The 13,640-nt window shown below is 70.6% G+C and carries 15 protein-coding genes; 7 read left to right on the top strand and 8 right to left on the bottom strand.

Going from position 1 to position 13,640, the window contains the following annotated elements; genetic code table 11:
* Positions 1 to 69 precede the first annotated feature (69 nt).
* The 4 genes from SPK54_RS04830 to SPK54_RS04815 are packed head-to-tail and all read right to left on the bottom strand — an operon-like array spanning position 70 to position 4,278.
* On the bottom strand, positions 70 to 555 hold the full coding sequence (locus SPK54_RS04830; RefSeq protein ID WP_330946803.1) for a GNAT family N-acetyltransferase: 486 nt from the start codon (positions 553 to 555) through the stop codon (positions 70 to 72).
* Between the two features lie 30 nt (positions 556 to 585).
* Entirely contained in the window at positions 586 to 1,479 is an 894-nt protein-coding gene (locus SPK54_RS04825; protein WP_330946916.1) for a hydroxymethylglutaryl-CoA lyase, read from the bottom strand.
* A 7-nt stretch (positions 1,480 to 1,486) separates the two neighbouring features.
* On the bottom strand, positions 1,487 to 3,478 hold the full coding sequence (locus tag SPK54_RS04820) for an acetyl-CoA carboxylase biotin carboxylase subunit (protein ID WP_330946802.1): 1,992 nt from the start codon (positions 3,476 to 3,478) through the stop codon (positions 1,487 to 1,489).
* On the bottom strand, positions 3,478 to 4,278 hold the full coding sequence (locus tag SPK54_RS04815; protein WP_330946801.1) for an enoyl-CoA hydratase-related protein: 801 nt from the start codon (positions 4,276 to 4,278) through the stop codon (positions 3,478 to 3,480). The genes SPK54_RS04820 and SPK54_RS04815 overlap by 1 nt, the downstream gene beginning before the upstream one ends.
* 103 nt (positions 4,279 to 4,381) lie before the next feature.
* Between SPK54_RS04815 and SPK54_RS04810 the strand changes: the two genes are divergently transcribed.
* Genes SPK54_RS04810 through SPK54_RS04800 form a run of 3 tightly spaced genes read left to right on the top strand, consistent with a single transcriptional unit; the run spans position 4,382 to position 6,713 of the window.
* Positions 4,382 to 4,630, top strand: coding sequence for a FeoA domain-containing protein (locus tag SPK54_RS04810; RefSeq protein ID WP_330946800.1), 249 nt, complete (start codon positions 4,382 to 4,384; stop codon positions 4,628 to 4,630).
* Positions 4,627 to 6,483, top strand: coding sequence for a ferrous iron transporter B (locus tag SPK54_RS04805; protein WP_330946799.1), 1,857 nt, complete (start codon positions 4,627 to 4,629; stop codon positions 6,481 to 6,483). Before SPK54_RS04810 ends, SPK54_RS04805 begins: the two co-directional genes overlap by 4 nt.
* Positions 6,480 to 6,713: a DUF6587 family protein gene (locus SPK54_RS04800; protein WP_330946798.1), complete on the top strand. Its 234-nt coding sequence runs from the start codon at positions 6,480 to 6,482 to the stop codon at positions 6,711 to 6,713. Before SPK54_RS04805 ends, SPK54_RS04800 begins: the two co-directional genes overlap by 4 nt.
* A gap of 92 nt (positions 6,714 to 6,805) precedes the next feature.
* On the opposite strand, the gene SPK54_RS04795 is transcribed toward SPK54_RS04800, so the two are convergent.
* The 4 genes from SPK54_RS04795 to SPK54_RS04780 all read right to left on the bottom strand — a co-directional run bounded on the left by SPK54_RS04795 (position 6,806) and on the right by SPK54_RS04780 (position 9,927).
* The gene (locus SPK54_RS04795; RefSeq protein ID WP_330946797.1) at positions 6,806 to 7,213 is read right to left on the bottom strand and encodes a hypothetical protein; all 408 of its coding nucleotides are present in this window, start codon (positions 7,211 to 7,213) and stop codon (positions 6,806 to 6,808) included.
* Positions 7,214 to 7,330: 117 nt separating this feature from the next.
* A complete protein-coding gene (locus SPK54_RS04790) occupies positions 7,331 to 7,687 on the bottom strand; it encodes a hypothetical protein (RefSeq protein ID WP_330946796.1) in 357 nt (118 codons plus the stop codon).
* Entirely contained in the window at positions 7,684 to 8,199 is a 516-nt protein-coding gene (locus SPK54_RS04785; RefSeq protein ID WP_330946795.1) for a polymer-forming cytoskeletal protein, read from the bottom strand. Before SPK54_RS04785 ends, SPK54_RS04790 begins: the two co-directional genes overlap by 4 nt.
* Positions 8,200 to 8,316: 117 nt before the next feature.
* Positions 8,317 to 9,927 (bottom strand): carboxyl transferase domain-containing protein, encoded by a 1,611-nt coding sequence (locus SPK54_RS04780; protein ID WP_330946794.1) that lies wholly within the window; start codon positions 9,925 to 9,927, stop codon positions 8,317 to 8,319.
* An 85-nt stretch (positions 9,928 to 10,012) separates the two neighbouring features.
* On the opposite strand from SPK54_RS04780, the gene rlmD reads away from it, so the two are divergent.
* The 4 genes from rlmD to SPK54_RS04760 all read left to right on the top strand — a co-directional run bounded on the left by rlmD (position 10,013) and on the right by SPK54_RS04760 (position 13,605).
* Positions 10,013 to 11,389, top strand: a complete 1,377-nt coding sequence (rlmD, locus tag SPK54_RS04775) for a 23S rRNA (uracil(1939)-C(5))-methyltransferase RlmD (protein WP_330946793.1) — start codon at positions 10,013 to 10,015, stop codon at positions 11,387 to 11,389.
* Between the two features lie 66 nt (positions 11,390 to 11,455).
* Complete coding sequence (locus SPK54_RS04770; protein WP_330946792.1) at positions 11,456 to 11,983, top strand: CYTH domain-containing protein; 528 nt, start codon at positions 11,456 to 11,458, stop codon at positions 11,981 to 11,983.
* Positions 11,984 to 13,051, top strand: coding sequence for a beta-N-acetylhexosaminidase (nagZ, locus tag SPK54_RS04765; RefSeq protein WP_330946791.1), 1,068 nt, complete (start codon positions 11,984 to 11,986; stop codon positions 13,049 to 13,051).
* Entirely contained in the window at positions 13,048 to 13,605 is a 558-nt protein-coding gene (locus SPK54_RS04760; protein WP_330946790.1) for a hypoxanthine-guanine phosphoribosyltransferase, read from the top strand. Before nagZ ends, SPK54_RS04760 begins: the two co-directional genes overlap by 4 nt.
* Positions 13,606 to 13,640 lie beyond the last annotated feature (35 nt).

Genomic DNA, 13,640 nt, shown 5'->3' with positions numbered 1-13,640 from the left:
GGCGACTGCAAGTCGCTGGCACCCTCCACCGGCGATGTTCCGGGCGATCGGAGGGGATGCGGGGAGCCGTCAGAGATCCAGCAGGTAGAACCTGTTGCAGCCGCCGTGCCCGGTGGCGCCCAGCGGTGCGTCGATGCGGCGGAAGCCGCTGCGCTCGTACAGCCGCATCGCCGCGTCCATGCCGGTGAGGGTTTCCAGGTAGCACTGGCGGAAACCGAAGCCGCGTGCGGCGTCCAGGCAGCGTGCCATCATCGCCGTGCCGGCGCCGCTGCCGCGGGCTTCCGGCAGGAAGTACATCTTGCGCAGTTCGCAGACGCCGGCATCGCCCCCGACCAGCGGGGCCACGCCGGCGCCGCCGAGCACGCGGCCGTCGCGCTCCACCACGAAATAGGCGTGGCGCGGCGCGGCGTAGGCGCGGCTCATCCAGTCCACTTCCGGGTCGCTGATGGCGAAGCCGCTGCCGGTGGCGCCGAACTCGGGCATCACCGTGCGGATGACGTCTGCCATCGCGGCATCGTCGCCGGCGCGGATGGGGCGGATTTCGAACGTGCTCATGCGCAGGGGCCCAGGTTCAGTGGGTGATGTTCAGGCCGCGCCCAGCGCGCGCCCGACCTTGCTGCCGGTCTCGCGGCCCAGCAGGCCGGCCAGCCAGCGCCCGGTTTCCGCCAGCAGCGGCAGGTCGATGCCGGTGCGGATGCCGAGGCCGTGCAGCATGTAGACCACGTCCTCGCTGGCGACGTTGCCGCTGGCGCCCTTGGCGTAGGGGCAGCCGCCGGCGCCGGACACCGCGCTATCCACCACCGCCACGCCTTCCTCCAGGCAGGCCAGCACGTTGGCCAGCGCCTGCCCGTAGGTGTCGTGGAAATGGATGGCCAGCGCATCCATTGGCACTTCGGTGGCGACAGCCTTCAGCATCGCCCGTGCCCTGGCCGGCGTGCCGACGCCGATGGTGTCGCCCAGCGACACCTCGTAGCAGCCCATGTCGTGCAGCGCCCGCGCCACGCGCACCACCTCGGCCAGCGGCACTTCGCCCTGGTAGGGGCAGCCGAGCACGGTGGAGACGTAGCCGCGCACCTTCACGCCATCGGCGCGCGCGCGTTCCAGCACCGGCGCGAAGCGCTGCAGCGATGCGTCGATGCCGGCATTGGTGTTCTTCAGGTTGAACGCCTCGGAGGCGGCGGTGAACACCGCGACCTCCTGCGCCCCGGCGGCGCGGGCGCGTTCGTAGCCCTGTTCGTTGGGCACCAGCACCGGATAGCTGACGCCGGGCGCGCGCGCGATGCCGGCCAGCACCTCGGCGGCGTCGGCCATCTGCGGCACCCATTTCGGGCTGACGAAGGCGGTGGCCTCGATGCTGGCCAGGCCGGTCCTGGACAGCCGGTCGATCAGTTCGATCTTGGCCGCAGTGCCGATGTCGGTCTTCTCGTTCTGCAGGCCGTCGCGCGGCCCGACCTCGACGATGCGGACGTGGGTGGGCAGGCTCATCTCACGGCTCCAGCGTGGCCAGCACCGCGTCGGCCTCGACGAACTCGCCGGCCTGCGCGCGGATTTCCGCCAGCACGCCGGCGCGCGGGGCCTTCAGCGCCAGCTCCATCTTCATCGCCTCCAGCACCAGGACCACGTCGCCCGCCTGCACGGCATCGCCGGCGGCGGCCTGCACCACCACCACCCGCCCCGGCATCGGCGCGCGGATGCGGCTTTCCGCGCTGGCGTCGGCGCCGGCCAGGCTGCGATACATCGGCTCCACGCGCAGGCGCAGGCGCGCCTCGCCGTCGTGCACCAGCAGGTCGTCGCCATCCTGCAGCGCGCGGAAGCGGCGCATGCCGCCGTCCAGCCGCAGGGTCAGCGCGTCGCCCGCGAGCCGCGCGCCGGACACCAGGTGCGCCGCGCCGTCGAGCTCGATGCGGTATTCGCCGCCATGCCCGTGGGCGGTCAGCTCGATGCGCTCGCCGTTGCCGAACGCCAGCCGGCGGGTGCCGGCATGGCCCAGCCGCCAGCCGTCGGCGCTGGCCCACGGCGAGGTGGGATCAGTGGCGCGCGCGGCGGCTTCGCGGGCACCGGCTTCCTGGAGCAGCAGCTGCAGCGTGGCCGCGGCCAGCAGCAGCGCGGTGTCCTGACGCTGCGGGGCGAGGAATTCGTCCAGGTGCCGGTCCAGGTAGCCGGTGTCGATGGTGCCTTCGACGATCGCCGGGTGCCGCACCAGCCGCTCGAGGAAGCCGACGTTCGACTTCGGTCCGCGGACCACGCACTGCGCCAGCGCCTCGCGCAGCCGCGCCAGCGCGCGCGGGCGGTCGCTGTCGTGGACGATGAGTTTTGCGATCATCGGGTCGTAGAAGATGGTGACGTTGTCGCCTTCCACCACGCCGGAGTCGATGCGCACGTGCGCCGACGGTGCCGGCAGGCGCAGCGTCTGCAGGGTGCCGGAGCCGGGCAGGAAGCCGGCATCCGGATCTTCCGCGTACAGCCGCACCTCGATGGCGTGGCCGCGCTGGACGATGTCCTGCTGCCGCAGCGGCAGCGGTTCGCCCGCGGCGATGCGCAGCTGCCATTCCACCAGGTCGAGCCCGGTCACCTCCTCGGTGACGGGGTGCTCCACCTGCAGGCGGGTGTTGATCTCCATGAAGAAGAACTCGCCCGATGGCGCCACGATGAATTCCACCGTGCCGGCGTTGGCGTAGTCGATCGCATGCGCGGCCTGCACCGCCGCCGCGCCCATCGCCGCGCGCAGTTCGGGGGTGAGGAAGGGCGAAGGCGATTCCTCCAGCACCTTCTGGTAGCGGCGCTGGGCCGAGCATTCGCGCTCGCCCAGGTGGATGGCGTTGCCGTGCGCATCGCCGAAGATCTGGATCTCGATGTGGCGCGGATGCTCGATGTAGCGCTCCAGCAGCACGCGATCCCTGCCGAAGGCGTTCTTCGCCTCGCGCTGGCAGCTTTCCAGGCTGGCGGCGAACTCGCCGGGCGCGCGCACGATGCGCATGCCCTTGCCGCCGCCGCCGTGCGCGGCCTTGATCATCAGCGGGTAACCGATGCGGTCGGCCTCGCGCTGCAGCAGGTCCGGCGACTGGTCTTCGCCGGTATAACCCGGCACCACCGGCACGCCGGCGGCAGCCATCAGGTCCTTGGCGCCGGCCTTGCTGCCCATCTTGCGCATGGAGGCGCCGGACGGGCCGATGAAGGCGAGCCCGGCGGCCTGCACCGCGTCGGCGAAGTCGGCGTTCTCGGACAGGAAGCCGTAGCCCGGGTGGATGGCCTGCGCGCCGGTCCTCGATGCCACCTCGAGGATGGCGTCGCCGCGCAGGTAGCTGTCCTGCGGACGCGGCCCGCCGATGCAGTGCGCCTCGTCCGCCAGCCGCACGTGCTGGGCGTCGGCGTCAGCCTCGGAGAACACGGCCACGGTGCGGATGCCGAGCCTGCGCGCGGTGCGGATCACGCGGCAGGCGATCTCGCCGCGGTTGGCGATGAGGATGGTGGAGAACATCAGGCGGCGCTTCCTTCTTGTAGCTGCCAGAGCGGCTTGCGCTTGTCGAGGAAGGCGGACAGGCCTTCCTGGCCCTCCGGGGACACGCGCAGGCGGGCGATCAGGGCGGCGTTGTCGGCGTCGTGCCTGGCGCCGTCGGTGTGGGCGCAGACGGCGCGCACCAGTTGCTTGGCGGAGGCGGACGCGACCGGGCCGGCCTTGAGCAGCAGGTCGACCTGGCGCTGCACGGTCGCGTCCAGCGCGTCGGTGTCGGCGACTTGGTGCAGCAAGCCGATACGCAGCGCCTCGGCGGCATCGAAGATTTCCGCGGTGGCAAAGTAACGCCGCGCATTGCGGCTGCCGATGGCGGCGATGACGTAGGGCGAAATCACCGCCGGCAGCAGGCCCAGCTTGCTTTCGGTCAGGCCGAATTTTGCCTCCGGCACGCCGATGGCGATGTCGCAGCAGGCCACCAGGCCCACGCCGCCGCCGAAGGCCGCGCCCTGCACGCGGGCGATGGTCGGCTTCGGCAGTTCGTCCAGCGTGCGCATCAGGCGGGCGAGGGCGAGGCTGTCCTCGCGGTTTTCGGCCTCGCTGGCGGCGGCCATGCCGCGCATCCAGTTGAGGTCGGCGCCGGCGGAGAACGAGGCGCCCTCGGCTTCCAGCACCACCACCCGCACGGCGGGATCGTCGGCCAGTCCGGCCAGCGCGGCGGTGAGCCCTGCGATCAGGCTGGCGTCGAAGGCGTTATGCACCTGCGGGCGGGTCATCCGCAGGCGGGCGACGGCGCCGTCGCGGTCAAGTTGCAGGGCCTGGCTCATGGGCGGATCGATCGCTCCGGAATTTGATCCAGCACATGATAGCGGGAGCGCCCGAATGCTAGAATTGAGAACAATTCCCATTTGTTCCCATGGTGCGGTTTCCATGCGATTGACCGAACTTCCCAAGCGCAGGCCGGCCGTCGTCGAAGCCGTCGAGGAACAGGCTCCGAACGACCCCGTGGCCAGGCGCCTGCGCGAGCTGGGCTTCGTTGCCGGTGAGGGGGTCGAAGTGGTCGCGGCCGGGCCGCTTGGCGCCGAGCCGCTGCTGGTGCAGGTGGGCTTCACCCGCTTCGCCCTGCGCCGTGCGGAAGCCGCGCGGGTGCGGCTGCGCGCCAGCGGGAGTGCGGCATGAGCGACGCCGCCGCGCTGCCGCGCATCGCCCTGGTCGGCAACCCCAACTGCGGCAAGACCGCGCTGTTCAACCTGCTGACCGGCAGCCGCCAGAAGGTGGCGAACTACGCCGGCGTCACCGTCGAGCGCAAGGAAGGGCGGCTGCTGGCGCCGTCGGGCCGCAGCTATGCCGTGCTGGACCTGCCCGGCGCCTACAGCCTCAATGCCGCCAGCCTGGACGAAGCGGTCACCCGCGACCTGATCCGCGGTTTCTATCCGGGCGAGGCCGCGCCCGACCTGCTGGTCTGCGTGGTCGATGCCACCAACCTGCGCCTGCACCTGCGCTTCGCGCTGGAGCTGCGCGCGCTGGGGCGGCCGGTGATCGTGGCGCTGAACATGATGGACGCCGCGCGCCGGCGCGGCATCGACATCGACGTGGACGTCCTGCAGCGCGAACTCGGGCTGCCGGTGGTGGAAACGGTGGCGGTGCGCCGCGATGGTGCGCGCGCGCTGCTGGACCGGCTGGAGGGCCCACTGCCCGCGCAGCCGGAATCACGCGAGGCGATGGCCGACGACGCCCTGCACGAAGAGGTGCGCCGGCTGTTGGCGCTGGCGGTGGCGATGCCGCGTCGCACCGCCGCCATCGACGACGCGCTGGACCGCTGGCTGCTGCACCCGTTGTTCGGCTTGCTGGCGCTGGGCGTGGTGATGTTCCTGATCTTCCAGGCGGTGTATGCCTGGGCCACGCCGATGATGGATGCCATCGAGGCCGCCACCGGCTGGTTCGGCGGCCTGGTTGGCGGCACCCTGCCGGACGGGCCACTGCGCAGCCTGCTGGTGGATGGCGTCATCGCCGGCCTGGGCGGGGTGATCGTGTTCCTGCCGCAGATCATGGTGCTGTTCGCCTTCATCCTGGCGCTGGAGGAATCCGGCTACCTGCCGCGCGCCGCCTTCCTGCTGGACCGGATGATGGCGGCGGCCGGCCTGTCCGGGCGCAGCTTCATCCCGCTGCTGTCCAGCTTCGCCTGCGCGGTGCCGGGGATCATGTCCACGCGCTCCATCCAGGACCCGCGCGACCGTATCGCCACCATCCTTGTCGCGCCGCTGATGACCTGTTCGGCGCGGCTGCCGGTGTACGCGCTGCTGATCGGCGCGTTCGTGCCGGAGAAGGACGTGGGCTGGTTCAACCAGCAGGGGCTGGTGCTGTTCGGCCTGTACGCGGCCGGCATCCTCAGCGCGCTGGCGGTGGCGTGGACGATGAAGCTGTGGCGACGCGACAAGAGCGAACATCCGCTGCTGCTGGAACTGCCGTCCTACCGCGTCCCGCACCTGCGCGACCTGGCCATCGGGCTGTGGGAGCGCGCGATGATCTTCCTCAAGCGGGTGGGCGGGATCATCCTGGCGCTGACCATCCTGCTGTGGTTCCTGCTGTCCTTCCCCGGCGCGCCGGCCGATGCCACCTTGCCGGCGATCGACTACAGCTTCGCCGGGCGGATCGGCCATGCGATGACCGCGGTGTTCGCACCGATCGGCTTCAACTGGCAGATCTGCATCGCACTGATCCCCGGTATGGCCGCGCGCGAGGTGGTGGTGTCGTCGCTGGCGACGGTGTACGCGCTGTCGGCGGCCAGCGAGGATGCGACGATCCAGGCGCTCACCCCCATCATCCAGGACCAGTGGTCGCTGGCCACCGCGCTGTCGCTGCTGGTGTGGTTCATCTACGCGCCGCAATGCGTCTCCACCCTGGCCACGATCCGGCGCGAGACCCATTCGTGGAAGCAGACGGCCTTCGCCGCGGGCTACCTGTTCGCGCTGGCCTACCTGGCGTCGTTTGCGACCTACCGGATCGCGCTGGCGCTGGGGGCGGGCGGATGAGCGCGGGGCTGCTTGCGCAATACATCGTCATCGCGCTGGCGGTGTTGGTCAGCGCGGTGGTGGTGATGCACAAGCAATTCCCGAACGCTACCCGGCGATTGCGCATCGCCCTTGCCCTGCCGCTGCTGCGCGACGGCCGCCCAGCGTGGCTGCGCGCGCTGGCGAAGAAGATCGCGCCGCCGGGGCAGGGCGCCGGCAAGGACTGCGGCGGCTGCAACGGCTGCGGCTAGCGGCATCGGATCCCGCGTTTGAGACGCCCGCCCAGGAAAGAACAAGGCCCGCATGCGCGGGCCTTGGGGTAACGCAGCAACCGCGCTGGCGATTACTTCTTGGCTTCGTCAGCCGCCTTTTCGGCCTTGTCGGCCATCTCCCCGGCAGCATCCGCCGCCGACTGCGCAGCGTCCGCCGTGGCGTTCGCGACGTCGGCGGCCGCTTCGGCGCTGGCCTGCTTGGCCGCATCGGCCGCCTGCTCGACGTTGGCGCCGACTTCGCCCACGGCCTCGCCAGTCGCGGCAGCGGCCGCGTCGGTGGCCTGCGAAGCCGCGTTGGCGGCGGCATCCGCGGCTTGTTCTGCGGCAGCGCTGGCTTCTGCGGCCTCGTTCTGCGCGGTGGCGGTTTCGTTCTTGCAGGCGGTCAGCGCCAGCGTAGCCGCCACCAGGGCAACATAAATTTTGGCGTTCATCAAAAAAGACTCCTGGGTGTGGAAAGAGGCGATCCGGCAGCGCGCCATGTGCGCGTTTCCGAACCGTGGAACCGCACGCAAGTGGCGGCGACCCGCATCCTAGATGGGAAGATGTGAAGACGGGATGCAGGCCGGAGGAAGCCCGGCCCGTGCCGTCCGCCGCCGCTAGTGTTTCAGCCGCCGCTTGCCCGCGGATGCCGGGACTGCTTCCACCGCCACGCTGAAGCTGCGCGATTCGCCCGGGAACACCGCGCCCACGCCAGCCACGTGGCGGCCGACTTCCTCTCCGCGTTCATTGCGGATCACCACCACCATGGTGTACTCGAACGCGCCGTCATCCGGCGCGGCGAGCGTACCTTCCACTTTCAGCGGCACGAAGCGCTGCGCCGCGTCGCTGGCCGGCGCGTCGAAGCGCAGGTGGCCGCGGCAGGCCGGGCAGACCGCCGAGCTTTCCAGGATGGTGGCCTTGCAGTGCGGGCAGGTGCGGGTGGCGCCCGCCACGCCGGGGCGCGCCGCGCTCATGCGGCGCTGCCGGTCTCCGCCTTCGCCGCCGGCTTGTCGTCCTTGCCCCAGCCGCACTCGACATGGCCCCGGATGCGGCTGCCGGCGGCCACGGTCAGGCTGCCGGCCTTCAGGTCGCCGTTGATCGCGCCGCTGGGCAGCACGTCCACCTGCTGCGCGCTGGTGATGTTGCCTTCCAGCTCGCCGGCCAGCGTCACCTTGTTGGCCGACACGCCGCCGGACACCTTGGCCCCCTGGTCGATGGTCAGGTTGCCCTGCACCTTGATGTCGCCCTTGAACTTGCCGGCGATGCGGACGTGGCCGGCGCCTTCGATCTTGCCCTCGATGGCCAGGTCGGCGGCGATGACCGACTCGCGCGCCGGGGTTTCCACCGCGCGGATCGATGCCGGCGCCGCTGGTGCAGATGCCGCCGGCGCTGGGGCGTGCTCGGCGGCTGCCGGCGGCTCCGGCGAGCCCAGCTCAAAGCGGGCGGGTTCTGCGGTCTTGGGCGAATCTTTCCAGCCGATGGCCATGCACGAATCTCCTCGGGAAGAAGCACCGAGGCTACCACCGATTTGCGATGACTTCCTTGCTGAATACGATAGGTTGCTGCTGCAACCCATTGAATGCGATGGAAGTCACATCGCCCGTCACATGCGGAACACGCCGAAGCGGGTGCGCTCCTCGATAGGCGCGTTGAGCGCGGCCGACAGCCCCAGCCCCAGCACCCGGCGGGTGTCGGCCGGGTCGATGATGCCGTCGTCCCACAGCCGCGCGGTGGCGTAGTAGGGGTTGCCCTGGTCTTCGTACTGCTGGCGGATCGGCGCCTTGAACGCGTCTTCTTCGTCGGGCGTCCACGCGCCGCCGCGGGCCTCGATGCCGTCGCGCTTGACCGTGGCCAGCACCGACGCCGCCTGCTCGCCGCCCATCACACTGATGCGCGCGTTCGGCCACATCCACAGAAAGCGGGCGCCGTAGGCGCGGCCGCACATGGCGTAGTTGCCGGCGCCGAAGCTGCCGCCGATCACCACGGTGAACTTGGGCACGTGGCTGCAGGCCACCGCGGTCACCATCTTGGCCCCGTCTTTCGCAATCCCGGCCTGCTCGTACTTCTTGCCGACCATGAAGCCGGTGATGTTCTGCAGGAACACCAGCGGGATGCCGCGCTGGTTGCACAGCTCGATGAAGTGCGCGCCCTTGAGCGCGCTCTCGGCGAACAGGATGCCGTTGTTGGCGACGATGCCGACCGGGTAGCCGTGCAAGTGGGCGAAGCCGGTGACCAGGGTCTTGCCGTAGCGCGCCTTGAACTCCTGGAACTCGCTGCCGTCGGCGATGCGGGCGATGACTTCGCGGATGTCGAACGGCCGGCGCGCGTCCTTCGGCACGATGCCGTACAGCTCCTCGGCCGGATACAGCGGTTCGCGCGCGGGTTGGACCGCCACCGGCACGACCTTCTTCCGGTTGAGGGAGCCGACGATGCCGCGCGCGATCTCCAGCGCGTGGCGGTCGTCCTCGGCGAAATGGTCGGCCACCCCTGAAATGCTGGTGTGCACGTCGGCGCCGCCGAGCGTTTCGGCATCGACCACCTCGCCGGTGGCGGCTTTCACCAGCGGCGGGCCGCCGAGGAAGATCGTGCCCTGTTCCTTCACGATCACCGATTCGTCGCACATCGCCGGCACGTAGGCGCCGCCGGCGGTGCACGACCCCATTACGACGGCGATCTGCGGGATGTTCTCGGCCGAAAGCCGCGCCTGGTTGTAGAAGATCCGGCCGAAGTGCTCCTTGTCCGGGAACACCTCGTCCTGCAGCGGCAGGAAGGCGCCGCCGGAATCGACCAGGTAGACGCAGGGCAAGTTATTTTCGCGTGCGATCTCCTGCGCGCGCAGGTGCTTCTTCACCGTCATCGGGAAGTAGGTGCCGCCCTTGACGGTGGCGTCGTTGGCCACGATCACCACTTCCTGGCCAATCACCCGGCCGATGCCGCAGACCATGCCGGCGGCGGGTGCGGCGCCGTCGTACATGCCCTCGGCGGCCAGCGGCGCGATCTCGAGGAAGGGCGAGCCCGGATCGAGCAGGGCGTCGACGCGCTCGCGCGGCAGCAGTTTTCCGCGCTCGGTGTGCTTCGTTCTGGCCTTCTCGCCGCCGCCGTCGGCCGCGCGCGCCAGCCGGCGGTCCAGCTCGGCCACCAGTTCGCGGTGGAAGGCGGCGTTGTCGAGGAAGTCCTGCGAGCGGGGGTCGAGTTGCGAGGTCAGCGCGGGCATGCGGCGGTCCGGTGCGGCGGCAAAACGCCAAGGATACCGCCTGCGCCGGCCGCACTCCCGGGGCCGGTCGCCGCAGTCTGCGACAATGACCGGCTACCCAACGTTCTTCCGCGCCGTGGCCCGCCTCGACCAGACCCCAAAGACCCTCGATATCCTCGACCTCAGCCACGATGGCCGCGGGGTTGCCCGCTGGCCGGAAGGCCACGCGCAGGCCGGCAAGGCCGTGTTCGTGGCCGGCGCCTTGCCGGGCGAAACCGTCTCCGTGCAGCAGACCGCGCGCTCCAAGCATTTCGACGAGGCGAAGACGCTGGAGGTGCTGAGTGCATCGCCCGACCGGGTGACGCCGCGCTGCCCGCATTTCGGCGTCTGCGCCGGCTGCGTGCTCCAGCACCTGTCCGAGGACCGGCAGATCGAGGCCAAGCAGCGGGTGCTGCTGGACAACCTGCAGCGCATCGGCCACGTGGCGCCCGCGTCGGTGCTGCCGCCGCTGCGCGGCGAGGCCTGGGGCTACCGGCGCAAGGGCCGCCTGTCGGTGCGGCGGGTGGAGAAGAAAGGCAAGACGCTGGTGGGCTTCCGCGAAACCGACCCGCGCTTCGTCGCCGACCTGCGCGAATGCCATACGGTGGTTCCGCAACTGGGCTTCAAGCTGGAGGCGCTGGGCGCGCTGGTGGACGGCATGGACGCGCGCCGCGACATCCCGCAGATCGAGTTCATCGCCGGCGATGCCGCCACCGCGCTGGTGTTCCGCCACCTGCAGCCGCTGTCCGAAGCGGACCGGGCGAAGCTGGCCGCGTTCGGGCAGGCGCATGGGTTCGCCATCTTCCTGCAGCCGGGCGGCCACGATTCCGTGCATCCGCTCGGCGGCGATGCGCCGCAGCTTTCGTTCCGGCTGCCACAGTGGGACGTGGAGCTGCTGTTCCGCCCGCTCGACTTCATCCAGGTCAACGCCAAGTTGAACGAGGCGATGATCGCCCGCGCACTGGAGCTGCTGGACGTGCAGCCGGGCGAGCGCGTACTCGACCTGTTCTGCGGGCTGGGCAACTTCACCCTGCCGCTGGCGCGCGCGTCCGGCGACGGTGCGGTGATCGGGGTGGAGGGCGACGCCGGGCTGGTGGCGCGCGCGCGCCTGAATGCGCAGCACAACGGCATGGGCAACGTGCAGTTCTTCGCCGCCGACCTGGCCCAGGACCTGGCCGGGCAGCCATGGCTGAAGCAGGGTTTCGACAAGCTGCTGCTGGACCCGGCCCGGGCCGGCGCGATCGAGGTGCTCAAGCAGCTGCCGCTGAAGGGCCTGAAGAAGATCGTCTACGTCAGCTGCCACCCCGGCTCGCTGGCGCGCGATGCCGGCTGGCTGGTCAACGAGGCCGGCTGGACGCTGCGCGAGGCGGGGGTGATGGACATGTTCCCGCATACCGCGCACGTCGAATCCATCGCGGTGTTCGACCCGCCGCGCCGCGGCTAGGCGCGGATGCGGCACCCCTGCGGCGCGTCGCCACGCGCTGCGTCATCCGGATGCGAGGTTGTTCCGATGGGCATCGAAATCGAACGCAAGTTTCTGCCGGTCAACGACGGCTGGCGCGCAGCGGCGCACAAGGTGGTGCCGATGGCGCAGGGCTACCTCAACGACCTGACGCTGGTGGACAGCGGCGCGATGCGGGCGTCGGTGCGGGTGCGCATCGAGGGCGACGCCGCCTTCCTCAACATCAAGTCGCGCGAGCTGGGCGCGCGCCGGCAGGAGTTCGAATACCCCGTGCCGGTGGCGGAGGCCCGCGCGCTGCTCAAGCTTTGCGTGGGCGGCCTGGTCGAGAAGCACCGCCATTACGTCGAGCATGCCGGCCACCTGTGGGAGGTCGATGAATTCCTCGGCGACAACGCCGGCCTGGTGGTGGCCGAGATCGAGCTGGCGAGCGAAGACGAAACCTTCGCGCAGCCCGACTGGGCCGGCGCGGAAGCCACGCACGCCCCGCGCTACTACAATCTGGCACTGGCCTCGCGTCCGTTCTCGCAGTGGCGCGAGGACGAGCGGCAGGCGCATGACCTCATGGAAGGACGCTGAATGCTGCTGATCGGTATCACCGGGCACGAACTCACCGCGCGCGAGCGCGATTGGCTGCAGCACGACGCCTGCGCCGGCGTCACCCTGTTCGCGCGCAACTTCGCCTCGCGCGCGCAGGTGGCGGAGCTGACGCAGTCGATCCGCGAAGCCGCGCCGCGCCCGCAGCTGATCTGCGTGGACCAGGAAGGCGGGCGCGTGCAGCGCTTCCGCGATGGCTACAGCAAGCTGCCGGCCCTGCACGGCTTCGAGGCGCTCTACCAGCGCAATGCCGAGGCCGCGCTGGCGCTGGCGCGCGAGCACGCCTGGCTGATGGCCAGCGAGATGCGCGCCAGCGGCGTGGACCTCAGCTTCGCCCCGGTGCTGGACCTGGCGCGCGGTAACCGCGCGATCGGCGACCGTGCGTTCGCTGCCGATCCCGAGGTGGTAGCCGCGTTCGCCCGCGTCTACGTGCAGGGCATGCACGAAGCCGGGATGGCCGCCACGCTCAAGCATTTCCCCGGCCATGGCTCGGTGCTGGAAGACACGCATCACGACGCGGCCATCGATCCGCGTTCGCTGGACGAGATCCGCGCGCACGACCTGGTGCCGTTCGCCGCCGGGATCGAAGCCGGCGCCGACGCGGTGATGACCGCGCACGTCACCTATCCGCAGGTCGCGCCGGAACCGGCGGGCTGCTCGCGCCGCTGGATCGAAGGCATCCTGCGCGGCAACGTGGCCGATGGCGGCATGGGCTTCCGCGGGGTGGTGTTTTCCGACGATATCGGCATGGCCGCGGCAGGCGCGGTGGGCGGGATCAAGGCGCGCATCGACGCGCACCTGGACGCGGGGTGCGACGTGGTGCTGGTCAGCCACACCCAGCAGGTGGACGAGGCGCTGGCGGCGATCGAAGGCCGCCGGCTCAACACGATGGCGCTGGCCGGCCTGCTGGGCCGCGGCGCGCTGGGCTGGGACGGGCTGCTGGCCGACGCCCGCCGGGCCGGCGTGCAGGCGCGGCTGGAAGAGGTGCGCGCGCCATCGCTGGCAACCGGCATCCTGTCGGGCGCAACCAACATGGGAGACGTGGCATGAGTGCACCGAAGCTGGGCGATGCGCTGGCATCGTCGCGGGTACTGTTCGATCGGCCGGCGCTGGAGCAGGCCATCGTGCGGATGGCCGGCGAGATCCGCGACGCCTACGGCGCGGACGACGTGCCCTTGTACCTCACGGTCATGAACGGCGGGCTGCCGTTCGCCGCGCAGCTGGCGTTCGCGCTGGGCGAGCGCGGGCTGGACCTGCAGTTCGACTACCTGCACGCCACCCGCTACCGCGGCCAGACCAGCGGCTCGGGACTGGCCTGGCTGCACCGCCCGGCCACGCCGATGCACGGGCGCAAGGTGCTGCTGGCGGACGACATCCTCGACGAGGGCCATACCCTGCTGGCGGTGAAGCAGTGGTGCGAGGACCAGGGCGCGGCCGAGGTGCGGATCGCGGTGCTGGTGGAAAAGATCCACGACCGCTGCGTCGAGGGCATCGCCGCCGACCATGTCGGCGTGCAGGTGCCGGATGCGTATGTGTTCGGCTACGGCATGGACTACTACGAGCAGGGCCGCAACCTGCCGGCGATCTATGCGCTGGGCGACTAGCGATATTGCATCGTGCTCGCGTACGCACCGGCAGC

Source organism: Thermomonas sp. LB-4 (assembly GCF_036409385.1).
Taxonomy (GTDB): Bacteria; Pseudomonadota; Gammaproteobacteria; order Xanthomonadales; family Xanthomonadaceae; genus Thermomonas.
This window is presented reverse-complemented; position numbering and strand designations above follow the sequence as displayed.